13 protein-coding genes and 1 other RNA gene are annotated in these 16,392 nt (G+C 50.3%); 2 read left to right on the top strand and 12 right to left on the bottom strand.

Annotated features, from left to right (window positions below):
• The first annotated feature begins 93 nt into the window (after positions 1–93).
• Entirely contained in the window at positions 94–738 is a 645-nt protein-coding gene (locus DP119_RS06045) for an SDR family oxidoreductase (protein ID WP_112231742.1), read from the top strand.
• A 45-nt stretch (positions 739–783) separates the two neighbouring features.
• On the opposite strand, the gene DP119_RS06040 is transcribed toward DP119_RS06045, so the two are convergent.
• From DP119_RS06040 to DP119_RS06025, 4 genes are all read right to left on the bottom strand, one after another.
• Positions 784–1,041: a hypothetical protein gene (locus DP119_RS06040; protein WP_112231740.1), complete on the bottom strand. Its 258-nt coding sequence runs from the start codon at positions 1,039–1,041 to the stop codon at positions 784–786.
• Positions 1,042–1,192: 151 nt separating this feature from the next.
• Positions 1,193–1,393, bottom strand: coding sequence for a hypothetical protein (locus DP119_RS06035; protein ID WP_112231738.1), 201 nt, complete (start codon positions 1,391–1,393; stop codon positions 1,193–1,195).
• A gap of 16 nt (positions 1,394–1,409) precedes the next feature.
• On the bottom strand, positions 1,410–2,129 hold the full coding sequence (locus DP119_RS06030) for an SDR family NAD(P)-dependent oxidoreductase (RefSeq protein WP_240616372.1): 720 nt from the start codon (positions 2,127–2,129) through the stop codon (positions 1,410–1,412).
• Positions 2,130–2,131: 2 nt separating this feature from the next.
• The gene (locus DP119_RS06025) at positions 2,132–3,712 is read right to left on the bottom strand and encodes an amidohydrolase (protein ID WP_112231734.1); all 1,581 of its coding nucleotides are present in this window, start codon (positions 3,710–3,712) and stop codon (positions 2,132–2,134) included.
• A gap of 166 nt (positions 3,713–3,878) precedes the next feature.
• Here DP119_RS06025 and DP119_RS06020 point away from each other — a divergent pair, with 166 nt between their 5' ends.
• Complete coding sequence (locus DP119_RS06020; protein WP_167399195.1) at positions 3,879–5,192, top strand: hemolysin family protein; 1,314 nt, start codon at positions 3,879–3,881, stop codon at positions 5,190–5,192.
• Positions 5,193–5,231: 39 nt separating this feature from the next.
• On the opposite strand, the gene DP119_RS06015 is transcribed toward DP119_RS06020, so the two are convergent.
• The 8 genes from DP119_RS06015 to gpsB all read right to left on the bottom strand — a co-directional run bounded on the left by DP119_RS06015 (position 5,232) and on the right by gpsB (position 16,319).
• Entirely contained in the window at positions 5,232–6,164 is a 933-nt protein-coding gene (locus tag DP119_RS06015) for a sulfurtransferase (protein ID WP_112231732.1), read from the bottom strand.
• Position 6,165: 1 nt separating this feature from the next.
• Positions 6,166–9,747 (bottom strand): dynamin family protein, encoded by a 3,582-nt coding sequence (locus DP119_RS06010; protein WP_112231730.1) that lies wholly within the window; start codon positions 9,745–9,747, stop codon positions 6,166–6,168.
• Between the two features lie 90 nt (positions 9,748–9,837).
• Positions 9,838–10,596, bottom strand: coding sequence for an SDR family NAD(P)-dependent oxidoreductase (locus DP119_RS06005; protein WP_112231728.1), 759 nt, complete (start codon positions 10,594–10,596; stop codon positions 9,838–9,840).
• 64 nt (positions 10,597–10,660) lie between these two features.
• Positions 10,661–12,154, bottom strand: a complete 1,494-nt coding sequence (locus DP119_RS06000) for a carboxypeptidase M32 (protein ID WP_112231726.1) — start codon at positions 12,152–12,154, stop codon at positions 10,661–10,663.
• A gap of 157 nt (positions 12,155–12,311) precedes the next feature.
• The gene (locus tag DP119_RS05995) at positions 12,312–14,219 is read right to left on the bottom strand and encodes an ATP-dependent DNA helicase (RefSeq protein ID WP_112231724.1); all 1,908 of its coding nucleotides are present in this window, start codon (positions 14,217–14,219) and stop codon (positions 12,312–12,314) included.
• 49 nt (positions 14,220–14,268) lie between these two features.
• A complete protein-coding gene (locus DP119_RS05990; protein WP_112231722.1) occupies positions 14,269–15,405 on the bottom strand; it encodes a THUMP domain-containing class I SAM-dependent RNA methyltransferase in 1,137 nt (378 codons plus the stop codon).
• A 193-nt stretch (positions 15,406–15,598) separates the two neighbouring features.
• Positions 15,599–15,977, bottom strand: an RNA gene (gene rnpB, locus DP119_RS05985) — RNase P RNA component class B.
• 48 nt (positions 15,978–16,025) lie between these two features.
• Positions 16,026–16,319: a cell division regulator GpsB gene (gpsB, locus tag DP119_RS05980; RefSeq protein WP_068869266.1), complete on the bottom strand. Its 294-nt coding sequence runs from the start codon at positions 16,317–16,319 to the stop codon at positions 16,026–16,028.
• Between the last annotated feature and the right edge of the window lie 73 nt (positions 16,320–16,392).

Raw genomic sequence — 16,392 nt, 5'->3', positions numbered from 1 at the left:
GCTAGTTTTTTGCATCATATCCTATATTTTGGCTATCGTTCATTTTTTCGGGTATAGCAAGTACGTATTCTTATTTTCGAGGAGGCTAATGAAATGAAAACACTAGTCATCGGAGCAAACGGAAAAATTGGACAGCACTTGGTACGCTTGCTTGCGAAACATCCGGATCATAAGGTGAAAGCGATGATCCGCGACCCAGAACAGCGCCCGTTCTTCGATGGGCTTCAAGCGGAAACGGTGATCGCGAGTTTGGAAGGGAGCGTCGAGGAACTGCAGCAAGCGATGGATGGCTGCGATGCAGTGGTTTTCACAGCCGGCAGCGGCGCCTCCACTGGCGCGGACAAAACTTTGACGGTCGATTTGGACGGGGCGGCAAAAGCTGTCGAAGCCGCAGAACGCGCCGGAATCGGGCGCTTCATCATGGTCAGCGCCATCCATGCCGATGACCGCTCCCATTGGACTAAGGAAATGACGCCGTACTATATCGCCAAACACCACGCTGATCGCATCTTGCAATCGAGCAGCTTGGCGTATACGATTGTCCGGCCCGGCTTATTGACAGACGATCCGGGAACAGGGCAAATTGCTGCAGCCGGGAAACTCGATCCCGGCAGCATTCCGAGAGAAGACGTCGCAGCTGTCATCGTCGCGTGCCTTGAATCCACAGATCTTACAGACAAAGTATTCGAGCTGACCGCAGGCGACAGCCAAATCGAAGACGCCTTAAAACAAATTTAATGAAACGAAAAAGCAGGTGAAGACTTTCTCTTCACCTGCTTTTTTTCATGCTTTTGTATATTCCTGGCCTTTCCAATTGCGGTAGCCAATCACCATTTGGAAAACGAATGCGATCGAACAGACCACAATGGCGATATAGCCAAGTATCGTAATCGGCTGCATCAAAATCGACTGAACGACAAGCAATAGCATCAAAGCCGCGATTCCGAAATTGACGATATAGGGTTTATCGTAGTATTTCTTTGACGCGATCCCGACAAAAACCGCCACCCCAATTATTGCGATAAATAACAACGTATCCATTGAATTCCATCCTTTTTTTGAAAGATTAACTCATTTCTTAAAATTAACTATAGCTACTATAGCATAATTCCAATCCGGAAAGTGCCTTGCTTTCGGCTGAATCGACAGCTAAAAACCCCCAATCCACATGCCGTGAAATGGGGGTTTTTGCTTAATTCGCTTTCAGTTCTGCCACAAGCTTGTGGTAAGTATCGAAATCGAATTCGACGCTTCCTTTTTTATAAAACCACAGCACAGCATCTTTATCGCCTTGTGCGAGCATATGCGTTATAACGGCTTTTGGGCTCGACACATCGACGCCTGCTTGGTCCGCTTCACGCAATTTTGCCAGCTTTTCCTGTTTCGTAGCCAATTGGGCTTCCCCCTTTTTATTGCGGCAGCTCCCTTAAATCGAGCAACACCGGCAGTTCATTGAAATCCGGGCGTTGCATCAACTGGATCAAGCCGGAAGCCGTGTCTTCCGGGCTGCTGAGTTTGCCGCTGCGCTTATAATCGCGGAAATGCTCGATCTGCGGAAAATCCTCTTCCCCGCTTTCCCGGATTTTCTCTTGCATGCCGGTATCGATGATGCCCGGCGCAACCGAAACCGCTTTAAGGTTTTCATATTCAGCATCCAGGCATGTCGTGTAATGATCGAGGCCCGCCTTGCCTGCGCAATAAGCGCTCCAGCCTTTGACCTGTTTTCTGCCGGCACCTGATGAGATATTGACGATGCGGCGCGTCTTTAAGGACTCTGTTCCGCGCAAGAAAGCGGAAGACAAAGCCATCGGTGCCGTCAGATTCAAGGTAATGCTCTTCACGATGTCCTGTCCATCATTCACGGCGGCAAACCCGATCGGTTCGACCGTTCCAGCGTTATTGACCAACGTGACCGCTTTGGCCTCCGCTGAAATTTCTATTGCCGCTTGCGACATGACCTGGGAAATCCCTGCGATATCGGTCAGATCGTGGGTGATGAACCGTGCACCAGTCCAGTCTTCAGGTTTCGAGCGCGCGATGCCGATTACTTGATGGCCGGACGCTGCCAATTGTTTGCTGAGTGCAAGGCCGATGCCTTTTGAAGCACCGGTGATGATAAACGTTTCCATCTTCACACCCCCTCTCCATTTTTCTCATACATGACTTCGCCTGCGACGACCGTCATTTCCACTTCGGCGTTAAGCAATTGCTCCTCAGGCCCTTCAAACAAGTCACGGTCGAACACGGTGAAATCCGCATCGAATCCTTCTTTGATCAATCCCCGGCGATGCTCCATGCATATGGCTTGGGCACTGCCGTAAGTGTACAGGCGGATCGCTTCAAAACGGCTAAGCTTTTGTTCAGGTAAATAACCATCATGCGTATCTTCAGGCTTCCTGCGCGCGACAGCCGCAAACAATCCTTCGCGCGGGTCGACTTCCTCGATCGGCGCATCGGACCCGCCGGCACAGATGATGCCTTCATCCAATAGTGTCTTCCAGGCGTAAGATAGCGCGAGACGGTCGTCGCCGAGCCGCTCCACTACCCAAGGGAAATCCGAAGGCACGAAACTCGGCTGTAAATCTAGTGCAACATCGAGGCGCTTCAAGCGTTCGAGCAAGTCTTCTCTCAGCACCATCGCATGGATGAGCCGGTCCCGTTTGCCTTGAGGGGTTGGATGAGCTTCGATCGCATCAAGCGCTTTTTCCATCGCAAAATCCCCGATGACGTGGATCGCGACCGCTTCCCCGTATTTTCTCGCCACGGATACGAGGCGCTTCAGTTCTTCATCGGAATGGATCGCCACGCCGCTAGTCGACGGGTCGTCTGTGTAAGGGTGGCTAAGCAAAGCCGTCCTTCCGCCGATCGAACCGTCCGCGAATAATTTCATCGGGCCTGGATCGATGAACGGCTCCAAATACTCGGCGTTCTCCATCATTTCCTCAAAGGCGATATGGGCACGCAGCAAATGGGCGCGGAATTTCGTTTCCTTGCCGATCACATTGTGGAAAGCCTGCAGCGGCCGCGAGTAATGGCCGTAATATCCCATGTCTTCCGTGTGTGCTCCTGTCAGGCCTAGCTTGAGCAAATCGTCGACAGAAGTCTTCAGCGCTTTCGTCAAATAGCCGACGCTCACTTCCGGCACGACATTCGCGACGAGTTCCTGTGCTGCATCGAGCAAATACCCCGTCGGTTCGCCGTTTGTATCGCGCACGATGACGCCGCCTTCCGGATCTTCGGTTTCTTTCGTGATGCCTGCCAGTTCAAGCGCACGCGAATTGGCGAGTACCGCATGGCGGCAAACACGTTTTAGCATCATCGGCGATTCGCAGATGGCATCGAGTTCGCTGCGGTGGAAGATTTTCCGGTCCGGGAAATTGTTTTCATTCCATCCTTCACCGATAAACCACTCATCCCCTGAGTGGCCTTCCGTCGAGCGGATCAATTGCTGTTTCATGTCTTCTGAACTGTCGATTTTCGATAAATCGACACGCATCAGCTTTTCTCCGTGCTGGATCAGATGCAGGTGGCTGTCGACAAGCCCCGGGTACATGGTACGGCCGGCCAAATCGATTTCCTTATCGGCCAATTGCCGCAATTCTTCGTAAGACCCTGTTTTTTCTATGCAGTCATCAGAAACGAGCACCGCTTCTACAGTCTCTCCTTCTGTTGCCATCGTATAAATCTGTCCCCCATAAATAAGCACCTTCATCTAGAACCACTCCTTTTCTCTTTGTTCATCATAAATATATTTTTCAGTGCATTCAATAAGTTTGGCTGGAAAGGGCTAAATTTTTCTGCGCCTCCCCGCAGATACAAGCTTCCCCATTTATGATATACTATGCACAACTTTAGAAAGCTGAGGTGAGCTCCCGGACATGGGGGACGAATTGGACAGTATATTTTACCTTTATATCGCAACCGCAAGTATTCTTTTATTTTTTACCGCTTTTTTTGTCGGGGCGGAATTTTCCATCATCCGTGTGCGCTTGTCGCGCATCGAACAAGCTTTATCGGAAGGCCGTAGAAATGCCAATTGGCTGGAAAAAATCAGCAATAATCTGGATTATTATTTATCCGTTTCACGCTTTGGCATCGCAGTGACGGCAATCGGACTGGGCTGGCTGTCGAAAAACATCGCCGAGCTGCCTTCTGTACAGGCAGTGGCGGACAATGCCGGATCGGATGCGGCAGGGCCGATCGCTTATATCACAGTGCTCCTGCTGGTCTTTTTCATCCGGGCCATCATCGGGGAACTGGCGCCGAAAGCATTGGCGGCCCAGTACGCAGAACGCGCGGCCTTCCGCCTCGCCCCGGCGCTGAGCCTTGCCGGCAGTCTATTCGCACCTGTACTTTGGTTGCTCAATGCAGCGGCCCGCCTCCTACTGCGGCCGCTGGGCATCCGCACTTTGCAGCCCGAATACGGCCATTCCGAAGAAGACTTGAAGCATTTGATGCATGAGAGTTACCAGAGCGGCGAAATCAACCAGAATGAATTGGCGTATATGCAAAATATCTTCTCGTTTGATGAACGGCTCGCCAAAGACATTATGCTACCAAGAACGCAAATGATTACCATTTCACTGGAAATGGATCACGCTGAATTAATGGAGATTATTAAAGAACATCAATATACACGCTATCCGGTAACCGAAGACGGCGATAAAGACGCCATCATCGGCTTTGTCAATATCAAGGAATTGCTGACGAGCTACACGACGGCTGGGGATCTCTCGAAAAGCCTGACGATCCATGATTTGCCGTTCGTCCATGACCAGGCGCCGATCCAGGATGTATTGCTGCGCATGCAAAGCCAGCACGTCCATATGGCGATTGTCGTCGATGAATACGGCGGGACAGCCGGCGTCATCACCATGGAAGATATTCTTGAAGAAATTGTCGGCGAAATCCGCGACGAATTCGACCAAGACGAAACCGATGATATCAAGCGGCTGGACCACCACAATTTCCTTGTTAACGGCCGGGTTCTGCTGTCAGAACTCGAAGCCCGCTTCCCGATCGAATTCGAGGAAAGTGAAGACATCGACACTGTCGGGGGCTGGGTCCAGATGATGGATACAGACATCGCAGAAGGCGGCGTCATCGACTTGACCGATTTCCGCTTTATCGTACGCGAGATGGAAAACCATCAAATCATCACTGTCCAATTGAACAAGAAAAACAAATCATAAAAAAACGGCATTGCTACATAAGCAATGCCGTTTTTCTATTTACTTTTTATCTTCCAGGAGCGATTTTTCGTATTCGAATTTCTTCATCAGCATCTCGCCAGTGTAGCCTTCTTCGATCAATTTCGCCAGTACTGCTTTGGTCTGGTCATCAGCCGCTTCCGGATGCTCGTCACGGTCTATTTCGACGACATTGTCCTCATCGGAGATCCAGTCGGAATAGCTGCCGACATACAGCTTCAAGCCTTCATGCTGTTTTTCGGCAAGCATGGCGTATAATGCAGCCGCCGTTACGCCGCTGCCGCAGTAGACGACCGCCGGCTCTTTCGGCTGCAGCAAGCCGCCGAACTCTTCATCTGTCCGGAATGCTCCATTCGACACAAGTTGCGACCAATCGTAATTGCGTGCGCCCGGAATCCGCCCGGCGACCGCATCGATCGGTTCGTTGATGCCAGCGTAGCGTTCAGGAGAACGGGCATCGATCAAGACGCCCAATTCCTTGCCGTCGACGATTTGCTGGACGTCTTTACGCGTCGCAAGCAAGCCACCGTTGAACTCGGGCGTAATGGTTGAAGCCGGATAGGGCGTTGCTTCTGTCGAAGTGGCAATGCCCTGGCGTTTCAGCTCCTCAAAACCGACACGGCTGATATATGCCTGCTCGAATCCGGCATAGCAAAGCAGCCACCATGCCCGTGCGGCAAAAGGAGAGCCGCCCTGGTCATAGATGACAATCGAATCGGTCAATTCCAACCCTGCTGCTTGGAACAATTGCGCCAGCTGTTCTTTACTTGGCATCGGATGGCGTCCATTCGCGGACGCCATATCGGATAAATCGTTCTCCAAATCCCAGTGAATGGCCCCTGCCACATGTTCGGCAGCAAAGCTTTCGCTTCCCCATGCTGGATCCTTCAAGTCAAAACGCGCATCGATCCAACGGTAATTCTCCGTATCTATCGTTTCAATAAAAACAGTCATATTATCCCCTGCCTTCCATCAATTTTTCATGCAATTGCTTCCATTGCGCCAAAATTTCGCTTTGCTGCAGCAAGCTGCGCTCGGATTCGATCTGTTCGATTGCCTGGCGCAAAAGATGCTGGCGAAGCCCTTCCGCTTCCTGTTCGATCCAGAATTCCGCCCATTCGATCATTGCCGCTTTTTCCTGCTCCAAGTAACGGTTTGCGTCCGGTTCCATCATTCCCTGCAAGGCGTCGCGCATCGCTTCTTTTTCGTTTTTCTCGAAAAAGCTCTTATTGTTTTTATAATACGACTTAGCTGTGGAATAATCCGCATCGCCAAACGGCTGATCCGCTTCGAGCAGCTGCGCTTCCTTCACTTCATATGGAAGGAACGAAAACTCGGGATTCCAGTCCTTCAGTTTGGCAGCGTCATCTTTGAAGCGTTCCGTCAACTTCTTCTCGATGAAACGTGCCAGGCGCAGATTGGTCACTCTCATCTCCTGCTGGAAATCAAAAGCCGTCATATCGCGCAAATCGCGCAATGCGGCATCGAGCGCTTGCTTCGAGGATTCCCTTGAAAACAGGGACGGGTTGAACGCTTCCTTGAAGAAATCGTTGAAGCGGTAGAATACCCGCTGTTTCACATAGTACAGCAATTCGCCAAGCTCCTGGCTCGCTTCACGCTCCAATACCGGAGCCATCGTGTCGCTATAGCGTTTGCGCACTTTCTGTTCCAATTGCTTTAATTCTTCCAATCGTTCATCTTTGCGCTCTAGGTTCTTTTCAGTCGACTGGATTAAATTGCGGAAACGGTCAACCGTTTTCTGCTCTTCTTCCGACAATGACTGGACCGCCATCCCTTTCAGCTCTTCTTTCAGGAAATGCTGGAAATTCTCTTCGAACTCGGGCATCCCTGAAATGTCGCGATCTTTCAAGGCTTGCAGGCTCGAAACCCCGAATAGGCGCGGGAAACGGATCCCGAAACGCTGCAATTCATTGCCGACGTACTCGATGACTGCCTGCTTTTCTTCCTCATCATTCGCTAAGTCGATGGCGTTGACGACAAAGAACATCTTATCCATTTCGAAAGCGTCTTTTACGCGTCCGAGCTGGATGAGGAATTCGCGGTCCGCTCGGGCAAATGCATGGTTGTAATACGTGATGAATAATACGGCGTCTGCGTTGCGGATGTATTCGAATGCGACATTCGTGTGGCGCGCATTAATGGAATCCGCTCCTGGGGTGTCCACCAAGGTGACGCCGTTTCTTGTCAGTTCACAGTCAAAATAAAAATCGATTTCCTCGACAAAACAACTGCGTTCTTCTTTGGCGACATACAAGCCGAACTCTTCCCGGTCAACGCGCGGGGTTTCCCCGAGATGGCCCGCAAAGGATTCATAACCGCTTTTGAATGCCAGCAAGAACGATTTATGGATTTGCTGTTCTGACGTTGCATCTTCCGGAAGGATTTCCGTTTTCGCATAGGCCTCTTCCAGCGTCTCTACATTCATGCCAAAGACAGCAAACGAGTTTTTAACATCCTCTGTCATCGCCGACACGGTTTTTAAACGTACGTCGGCAGTTTCATGCGGATGGGCATCAGTCACCGGGCGGATGCGGTTGATGGTCGCAGTCGTCGGGTTCGGTGATACCGGCAGCACCGTCTCGCCCATCAATGCATTCGAGAACGAGGATTTCCCGGCACTGAACGCGCCGAATAACGCAATGGTGAATTCCTGGCCTTCCAAACGCTTCGCTTTGCGCTTCAAGTACTCTACCGTTTCCGAAAACCCTCGCACGGGCTCTAAAATATCGGCGGTTTTCTTCACGCGCGACAGCACTTCCTGTTCATCAAACGATGCCAGATCATGCTTCGGAGCGCTTTCGCCTTCTTCCCCTTGCTGTTCTTCTGTTTCTTCGAGCATCGATGGCGTGAATTCCACCATGTCTTCAGCGGACAAATGAAACGCGTCTTGCCAGTCGGCCACTTGCTTTTCTGCAGCTTCCATTTGCTTCGGCAAAATGGCAGTGAATGACTTTTTCACTTTCTCGATTGCTTCGTCCATTTCCTCGAGCGTGCGTATCGCCAGCACTTTTTGTTCGAGCGACTCGGATTTCATGTCGATTTCCACACCGGCATCGTCCGGAAGCCCTTCGAAGCCTTCCTGCTGCCGGGATTTCCATGGGTCGGTTTCCTGGATGAGCCAGCGCTGCACTTGCGAGGTCAGGCTTTTGCTGACATTGAGTACGGTATCCGCAGTCATCGCAGCAGTCTCGGGAACATTCTTCTCGACAACTTCAAACGGCAAGTCGAATTCCATCTTGTCGATTTCAAGCGACTCGGTATCCGTCAGCAAGCCTGCTTCCCGCAAGGAGGTTTTCATCAATTTCTTCAAGTGGCCGGTCATTTGCGAATCGATCGTCTTCGAAAGCTTGTCTTGAAGGTCTTTTTTACGGTTTTCGCGCTCTTCTTCGGTTTTCTTGCCGCTGAACAACAAGCCCACCTTGAATCCAGGTTGACGCGCTTCGATGTAAGCACTCAGCGCATCCCTCACTTCATAAGGCATGATATTGGCATTTTCAAGCAGCTCTTTGCGCTTTTTCTCGAAATTCGACCGCCAATTGTCGTAATCCTGGACAGAACTGCGGCGCTTGATCAGTTCGTGTTCTTTTTTCAGGTCTTCGCGTGCAGCCCATTCTTCTTCAGACAATACATTCGCGAAGGCTTCGAGCCGCTCCGCTTTTTCGTCTTCCAAAAAGCCGATGTGCTCATCTTTCAATTGACGAAGTGCAGAAGCCGAAGCTTCGCCGATGTGTCCTTGCCAATTGTCCATGACTGAGGAGACGAGCTGTTTCACTTCGGGAAATTCATTGCCCGGGAAGTCATGGACCTTCAATGAAGTGAAAAAGATGCCTTTCGGTTCAACGCCCCAAGCCGCAAAACTGTCCGCGACCGATTGCTGGAATTCCGCAAACGGCATTTCGCTTTCCTGATGCTTATCGATCTGGTTGACGATCAAATAAAGATCCGTGTACTTCTGCAATTCACGTGTGAAATTGAAATTGAGCTCGGATTGCACATGGTTGTAATCCATGACATAGAACACCATGTCAGCCACATGCAAAGCTGATTCCGTCGACATCCTATGGGCGTCGTCCGTCGAATCCACGCCTGGCGTATCCATTACGGTAATGCCTTCTGGCAACACGGAACCCGAATGTCCGATGTCGATTTGAGTCACGTCGCCGCTCTTGCAGAAATCCTTTACGGCCTGGAAATCATAGTTCTCCGGAAAATACACAGGACGGTCTCCCCTGCGGTTGACGGTGGCATAATCTTTTTCTGCCTTGTGGACATTGACGATGTTCGCGCTTGTCGGGATCGGGCTCGATGGCAATAGCGTCTCGCCCGTCAAAGCGTTGATCATCGATGACTTTCCGGAGGAGAAATGGCCGGCAAACCCGATGATGAATTGGTCTTTCAAGATTTTGCGCACGAATAATTCCGCTTTTTCTTCCCGTTCCGTGTCTTCATTGTCCTTGAAAATCCGGTAAAGATGCGCTGTTTCGATTAATTCCTGTTTATGGTCTGTCGCTGTCATATGTATATCTCCTTCACCGTTACTTCCATTCATCATATCATTTTTTCAGCAGAACGAAAAACATCCTTCCATCACTGGAAGGATGTTTCCTCAGGAAAACCCGTGGATCGACATGCCGCCGTCGATGAACAAGGTCTGCCCTGTGATATAACCCGCTGCGTCGGATGCGAGGAACACGACAGGAGAGGCCACTTCCGGCAATTCTCCGACGCGTTTGAGCGGCGTCACCGCAAGGATCGAATCCAGGTATTCTTGATCCGACAGCAAGTTTTCCGTTAGCGGCGTGCGGAAATACCAAGGGCCGATCGCATTGACGCGGATGCCCCGCCCGCCCCATTCCATCGCCATCACTTTGGTCATTTGAATAATCGCCGCTTTGGAAGCGGCATAGACGACGCCTGTTTTCAGCGCCCGGTCGCCGCCGACGGAACTGACATTGATGATCGACGCCCCTTTATTCATATATTTTGCCGCTTCCTGGGAAAACATGAATACGCTTTGCGCATTGGTATCCATGATTTTGTGCCACTCATTGTCGGTCGCATCCTCCAGTTTTGAACGGATATTCATCCCGGCATTATTGACCAGGATGTCGACGCCGCCGAACCGCTCGATTGCCTTTTGGACCGCTGATTGGATATCGTTTCGGTCGGTCACATCCGCGACTGCATAGGACGTGCGCTCGCTCTCCATTTCCTGCATCACTTGCACGAGGTCGCTTTCGGTCCGTGCGACAAGCAGTACATTCGCCCCTGCTTCACCGAGTGCCAATGCAATCGCACGCCCGATGCCTTTTCCCGCTCCGGTAACGATAGCGGTCTTGCCTTCTAAACGAAAGGATGCCAACACAAGCAATTCCTCCTTCAGTCATTCTCCATTCATCTTTTTGCCAAGCAAGAAGATTTCTTCTGCTTCAATCCAATTGATAGATTTTGGCGTATTTCGATTCCAAGTATTCGGCCAAATGATTTCCATTCAAGCCTTCGCCTGTCGCTTCTTCCAAAAGCTCAAGCGGCTTCTTGACAGCTCCGTACCGGTGGACTTTATCATTCAGCCATTCGGTGACCGGTCCGATCTCTCCATTTGCCAGCAATTCATCGAAATTCGGGATGTCTTTTTTCATGGCATTCTTGAACTGCGCTGCATACAGGAGCCCTAGTGCATATGATGGGAAATATCCGAAGCTGCCGCCTGCCCAGTGGACGTCCTGAAGCACGCCTTCGCCGTCGTGTGCCGGACGGACGCCTAGATACTCCTCATATTTATCGTTCCATAAAGCTGGAAGATCTTTCACTTCATAATCGCCGTCGAACAGCCCTTTTTCCAATTCATAACGAATCATGATATGCAGTGCATAAGTCAATTCATCAGCTTCGATACGGATCAGTGAAGGCTTTGATTCATTGATGGCTTCAAGGAATTCTTCAAGCATTACTTCCTGGAATGAATCGGGTGCATACGCCAGGAATTTTTCGTAATTATGGCGCCAGAATGATTCGTTGCGCCCGACAAAGTTTTCAAAGAACAATGACTGTGATTCATGGATGCCCATCGATGAGCCACCGTCGACCGGCAATCCGCTCAGATCACTGCTGATATTTTGTTCGTATAAAGCATGGCCCGCTTCGTGGATCGTGCCAAAGACGGCCGTGCGGAAATCCTCTTCATCGTATTTCGTCGTTACCCGGACATCGCCACGGTTCACTGCGATCATGAATGGATGGACTGTTTCATCCAGTCGTCCGGCTTCGAAGTCATAGCCCAATTGGTTCAGCACATCCAAGCTGAAATCCTGCTGGGCTTGTTTCGGGAAATGCCCATATAAGAATTCGGTGTTCGGCTGGTTTCCAGACTCCTGGATTTGTTTGACGAGCGGCACGATGCGCTCTCTCAATTGCCCGAATACCTCATCCAGTTGTTCGGTCGTGACGCCTGGCTCATACTGGTCGAGCAAAGTATTATAGACACTGCCGTTTTTCATTCCCCAATAGCCGACAAAGCGTCTAGTCGTTTCCACGAGCTGCTCAAGGTATGGTTGGAACATGGCGAAATCTTCCTGCTCTTTCGCCTCTTCCCATACGGATTCCGCTTTGCTCGTCAAGATGACGAAATCGCGGTATTCTTTTGGCGGAATTTTGGCGTTCAATTGGTATTCACGGTCGGCTTCTTCCACAGAACGCTGCATTGCAATTGATAAACCGTCCTGTTTTTTCAGCTCAGCGATTAGCTTGCCATATTCCTCAGATGTCGACATCGCAAACAGTTCTGAAGACAAGGTCCCGATTGTCTCTGAACGCAAGTCTTGGCCTTTTTTCGGTGCGCCTGTCCGCATATCCCAATACAGCAAGGAGATGGCTTCGTTATAGCTTGTCATTTTCTGATGTAGTTCCCTGAATTGTTGTTCCATTGACACAATATTCCTCCTTCTTTACCGGTCTATTGTATCATAAGGAGTCTTTTCCCTGCCCCATCAGCTTTTGAAAATTTCAGTTCTATAGGCAGCTTTTCGGAAAAAGACAAAAAATCAGCGGGGAACTTCCCCGCTGATTCGTCACGTATTCTATTTAGCGATTTTTCGCCGGCACTGGCAAGACATTCTGCCAGAGGTGTTCAATGCGCAATTCCTCTTCGGTCAATAGCAAGTGGATTTCTCCATGGTCGGAAGAAGAACGGATGAGCCGTCCGACGCCTTGCTGCAGGCGCAGCTGCATGAACGGCAAGTCGATCTCTTCTAGCGGATGTTCGCTGAATTTACGTTTCGCGTCGAATACCGGATCACTCGGCGGCATCGGCAAGTCGACGATGATGACTTTCGTCAAGGCATCGCCAGGCAAATCCATCCCTTCCCATAGATGATGGGAACACAGCACTTGGAATTTGCCTTCCTGGAAATTGCGCACGACGGACGATAGCTCACGGTCGCCTTCGAACTCGATGGCAAGTGGAGAGTCTGTCGGCACTGCGCGTTTGAAAGATTGCATAGCAGCTTTTGATTTGAACAACACCAAGGTTTGTCCGCCTTCCGCTGCCAACTCCAGTACTTTTTGCGCTTTTGCGTCCTGTGGAACCGGATGCTTGAAGATCTCCATCACTTCTTCGTATTCAAACGGAGACGGCACAGAGAACGATTCGAAATTGTCGATCCCCAAAGTATCCGCCAAATAAGTGAAATCTTTCGCGACGGATAATGTCGCGGAAGAAAAGACGATCGGCAGTTTGCCATCGAATAATTTCTCCTCGAGAATATCCGTCACAAGGCGCGGCATGATGACCAATGTTTCAATTTCATCTTTTTCTTCGAGCCAGCTGATGGCGTCGCCGTTTTCGACAAACAAGCCCATGGAGAAGTTATACTGCTCGAAATACTCCTCGGCCAAATTCAGTTCATATTCCGGAATGCTGAACAATTCCCCTTCAAAGACGAATTCTTCCAACAGGCTGTCGACAGTGCGGATCAATTCCGTCCCGATGCGTTTCAGCAACGGGTCTTCCTGGATCGCTTTGCGGTCTTCCTCGCTCGGGATCAGATTGCTTCGCAATACGCTGAAAAATTCGGTGTGCAGGTCGATGGTACGTTCGATGAGAGCAAGCGTCTTTTCGCGGACGCCGTCGACCATGATTTTTTCCGTCACATCATACAGTGAGCTTTCCTGCACTTCATAAGTGAGGGCACGCTGGGCTGCGAATTCGAGTAAATGCCCTTCATCAAGCACGATTTGGGAGACTTCCGGAAGCAAGGGCGCCTGGCCTTCATGCTTGCGGTTTTCTTTCGTCCAAATATGCTCCATCAGGAAATCATGCGAGCAGATGACGAGGTCGGTCGCTTCCCGGTAATGGTTGCGGTGCAGTGTCTGTCCGCATTTATTGCGCATATCGCAGGCATTGCAATTTTGGATCGGATGGTAGTTGACTTGCTGCCACTGGTCATCCGTCAATTCCGGATAGCTCGAACGTTCGCCATAAGGATACATTTGCTGCATCGAATAGGTTTTGTTGACGAATTCAGGAAGCGTATCTTCGATATGGTCGAGAAAATCCGCTTCGCTGCGTTTTTTCGCCCCTTCGAAGCGCTGCAGGCATAAATACTGGTCGCGCGATTTCGCGAGTCGGACATCCAGGTTCAAATTGAACAACTCATCCAGACGGTCGATATCCCCGCCTTTTTTCACCAATTGCTCGATCAATGCCTCATCCGCACAAGAGATGAGCGCGGGCTTGCCGGTGTAGCGCGCATATGCAATCGCCGGCAATAAATAGGCCATGGTCTTGCCTGTCCCGACACCGGCTTCTGCAAATAGCACTTGTCGTTCTTTCAGCGCTTTTTCCAATTGAAACGACATGAAAATCTGTTCATCTCGAAGTTCATACCCTTTTTCCGGCAGAATATCGTAGAAGATATCCCCGATCCAGTCGTTCAATGAGTCAAAGAACGTTTTGTCTTTGGATAACGGAAATGGCAAAGCTTGTCTCATATAAAACCCCTCACAGAGAAACGGAAGGGCTGGCGCCCTTCCGTTTTCCTCATTTATTTTTTGGGCGTTCTCCCCAGAATTGGAACAGGTCCGTGCGGATAAAGCCGTTATACAGTTTGCGTTTTTTCGTCGCTTTCTGCCCGTAGAGCTTTTCAAAGCCTTCCATGGAAGACAGCATATAAACGGACCATGTCGGGTATTTGGAGAATATCTGTCCCATATCCCCGATCATTTCTTCGATGACTTCCACTTCACCGATCCGCTCGCCGTATGGCGGGTTCCCGATGACAACACCGTTTTCTTCAGCCGTCGTGAAATCCTTCACTTGGCGCTGCTGCAAGCGGACTAGCCCTGCAAACCCGGCTTCGATGACATTTTCTTCGGCAATTTGGATCATGCGATGGTCGATGTCCGTGCCGAGAATATTGAGTGGCTGGTCGTAATCGGCTTGTTCTTCCGCTTCAGCGCGTACTTCATCCCAAATCTTGGAGCCGACCCATGGCCATTGTTCGCTATCGAATTCACGGTTATAGCCCGGCGCGATGTTCTGCCCGATCATTGCCGCTTCGATGACGATCGTCCCTGAACCGCAGAACGGGTCGACGAACGGGCGGTCTGGCGTCCAGCGCGATAATTTGACGAGCGCGGCTGCCAATGTTTCCTTGAGCGGCGCTTCGCCTTGCCCAACGCGATAGCCACGTTTATGGAGTCCGGCTCCGCTCGTGTCGATCGATAATTGTACTTTATCTTTCAGGATCGATACTTCAATCTTGAAGCGCGGGCCCGACTCATCCAAGAAGGCATTGCGGTGATACGCTTTTTTCATGCGCTCGACAATCGCCTTTTTGACGATCGACTGGCAGGTCGGCACGCTATGGAGTTTCGATTTGACCGATTTCCCTTGTACGGGGAACTCCGCATCGACCGGCAAGTATTTCTCCCATTCGATCGCTTTTGTCTGTTCGAACAGATCATCGAATGTCGTCGCTTCGAATTCGCCGGCAATCAATTTCACACGGTCGGCGGTGCGCAGCCAAAGATTCGCTTTTGCGATATCCCGGACGGTGCCTTCGAAAAACACTTTGCCATTGTCCGTCGTCGTTTCATATCCAAGTTCCTTCACTTCGTTCGCCACGATGGATTCCAGCCCCATCGCTGCTGTGGCCAGTAATTTATAGCTAGTCATAACAACTTCCTTTCCGTCTTGCTTGCATCTGTTTAGTCATCATGGAAGCAATTTGCTGGCATGGCCGGCTTCCGACATGCAGCTGGTGGCTTCATTCCGGAATTTGATCGCTTCCCATTCACCTTCGTCCATATGAAGAAAGGCTCCCCGACAGGAGAGCCTTTCAAAAAAGATAAGTTAAGACCATTCAAAATTCTATAAGCCATGTTTTGTCTCCGCGTACTCAAACAGCCGAAGCCTCGTACTGGCGGATGGCAATCATCTATCTGCGGATTCACTCCGCCTCTTCCGTCGGTTCATTTCCCTTGGAAAAGTGCCCCTACCATAATTTGGGTTTCTCACTCGCGGGGTTTACCTCGTTCCACCTGCATAGTTTCCTATACAGCTCCGTCACTGTGGCACCTTCAGGGTATTTCGGCCATATCCGAAGACTTAGGCGTTCTACCCGCCGTCAGCATAACTGCTGCCCCAGCTTATTGTTTCGCTGGGCGCGATCACTACGGTCATCGCAGATCCGTGTGAGCATGGACTTTCCTCTCCCGCATCGAGTGCGGGAGCGATTGCCAGAATTTCAAATGGCTAACTAAGTATACGCTATTCGGCGGCTGTTGACAAGCTTGTTACCTATTGTCGAGTTTATTGCCGAACACGTGATTCTCCAGATGGGACAATCTGCGCAAAATATCAAAATTGGTCGTTCCAGGGGCGGGAGTCGCTTGCTTTTTTGGCGATTCCTCCAGTTCCGCACGCAAACGGCGGTTTTCATTTTGCAATTGCTCGATTTTTTTGTTGTACAGTTCATAGTCTTGAATGATTTCATCCAGGAAATGATCCACTTCGTCCTGGTTGTAGCCGCGCATGGCTGTTTTAAAGTCTTTTTCTAGAATGTCTTTTGCTGCATATTTGATATCCATTCGAATCGTCCTTCCATTAAAAGAAACTTCGTGAAATATGTCTATTTCCTTACGGCTAGTATAGCATAAGCGC

Source organism: Planococcus maitriensis (assembly GCF_003289925.1).
GTDB classification, from domain to species: Bacteria; Bacillota; Bacilli; order Bacillales_A; family Planococcaceae; genus Planococcus; species Planococcus maitriensis.
Note: the sequence above shows the minus strand (reverse complement) of the source record. Positions and strands in the feature narration are given on the sequence as shown.

Coding starts and splice junctions, on each gene's coding strand:
- DP119_RS06000 (WP_112231726.1), bottom strand. CDS start 12,154: ATGGAACAACAATTCAGGGAACTACATCAGAAAATGACAAGCTATAAC.
- DP119_RS06020 (WP_167399195.1), top strand. CDS start 3,879: ATGGGGGACGAATTGGACAGTATATTTTACCTTTATATCGCAACCGCA.
- DP119_RS06010 (WP_112231730.1), bottom strand. CDS start 9,747: ATGACAGCGACAGACCATAAACAGGAATTAATCGAAACAGCGCATCTT.
- DP119_RS05990 (WP_112231722.1), bottom strand. CDS start 15,405: ATGACTAGCTATAAATTACTGGCCACAGCAGCGATGGGGCTGGAATCC.
- DP119_RS06025 (WP_112231734.1), bottom strand. CDS start 3,712: ATGAAGGTGCTTATTTATGGGGGACAGATTTATACGATGGCAACAGAA.
- DP119_RS06040 (WP_112231740.1), bottom strand. CDS start 1,041: ATGGATACGTTGTTATTTATCGCAATAATTGGGGTGGCGGTTTTTGTC.
- DP119_RS05995 (WP_112231724.1), bottom strand. CDS start 14,219: ATGAGACAAGCTTTGCCATTTCCGTTATCCAAAGACAAAACGTTCTTT.
- DP119_RS06015 (WP_112231732.1), bottom strand. CDS start 6,164: ATGACTGTTTTTATTGAAACGATAGATACGGAGAATTACCGTTGGATC.
- DP119_RS06045 (WP_112231742.1), top strand. CDS start 94: ATGAAAACACTAGTCATCGGAGCAAACGGAAAAATTGGACAGCACTTG.
- DP119_RS06030 (WP_240616372.1), bottom strand. CDS start 2,129: ATGGAAACGTTTATCATCACCGGTGCTTCAAAAGGCATCGGCCTTGCA.
- gpsB (WP_068869266.1), bottom strand. CDS start 16,319: ATGGATATCAAATATGCAGCAAAAGACATTCTAGAAAAAGACTTTAAA.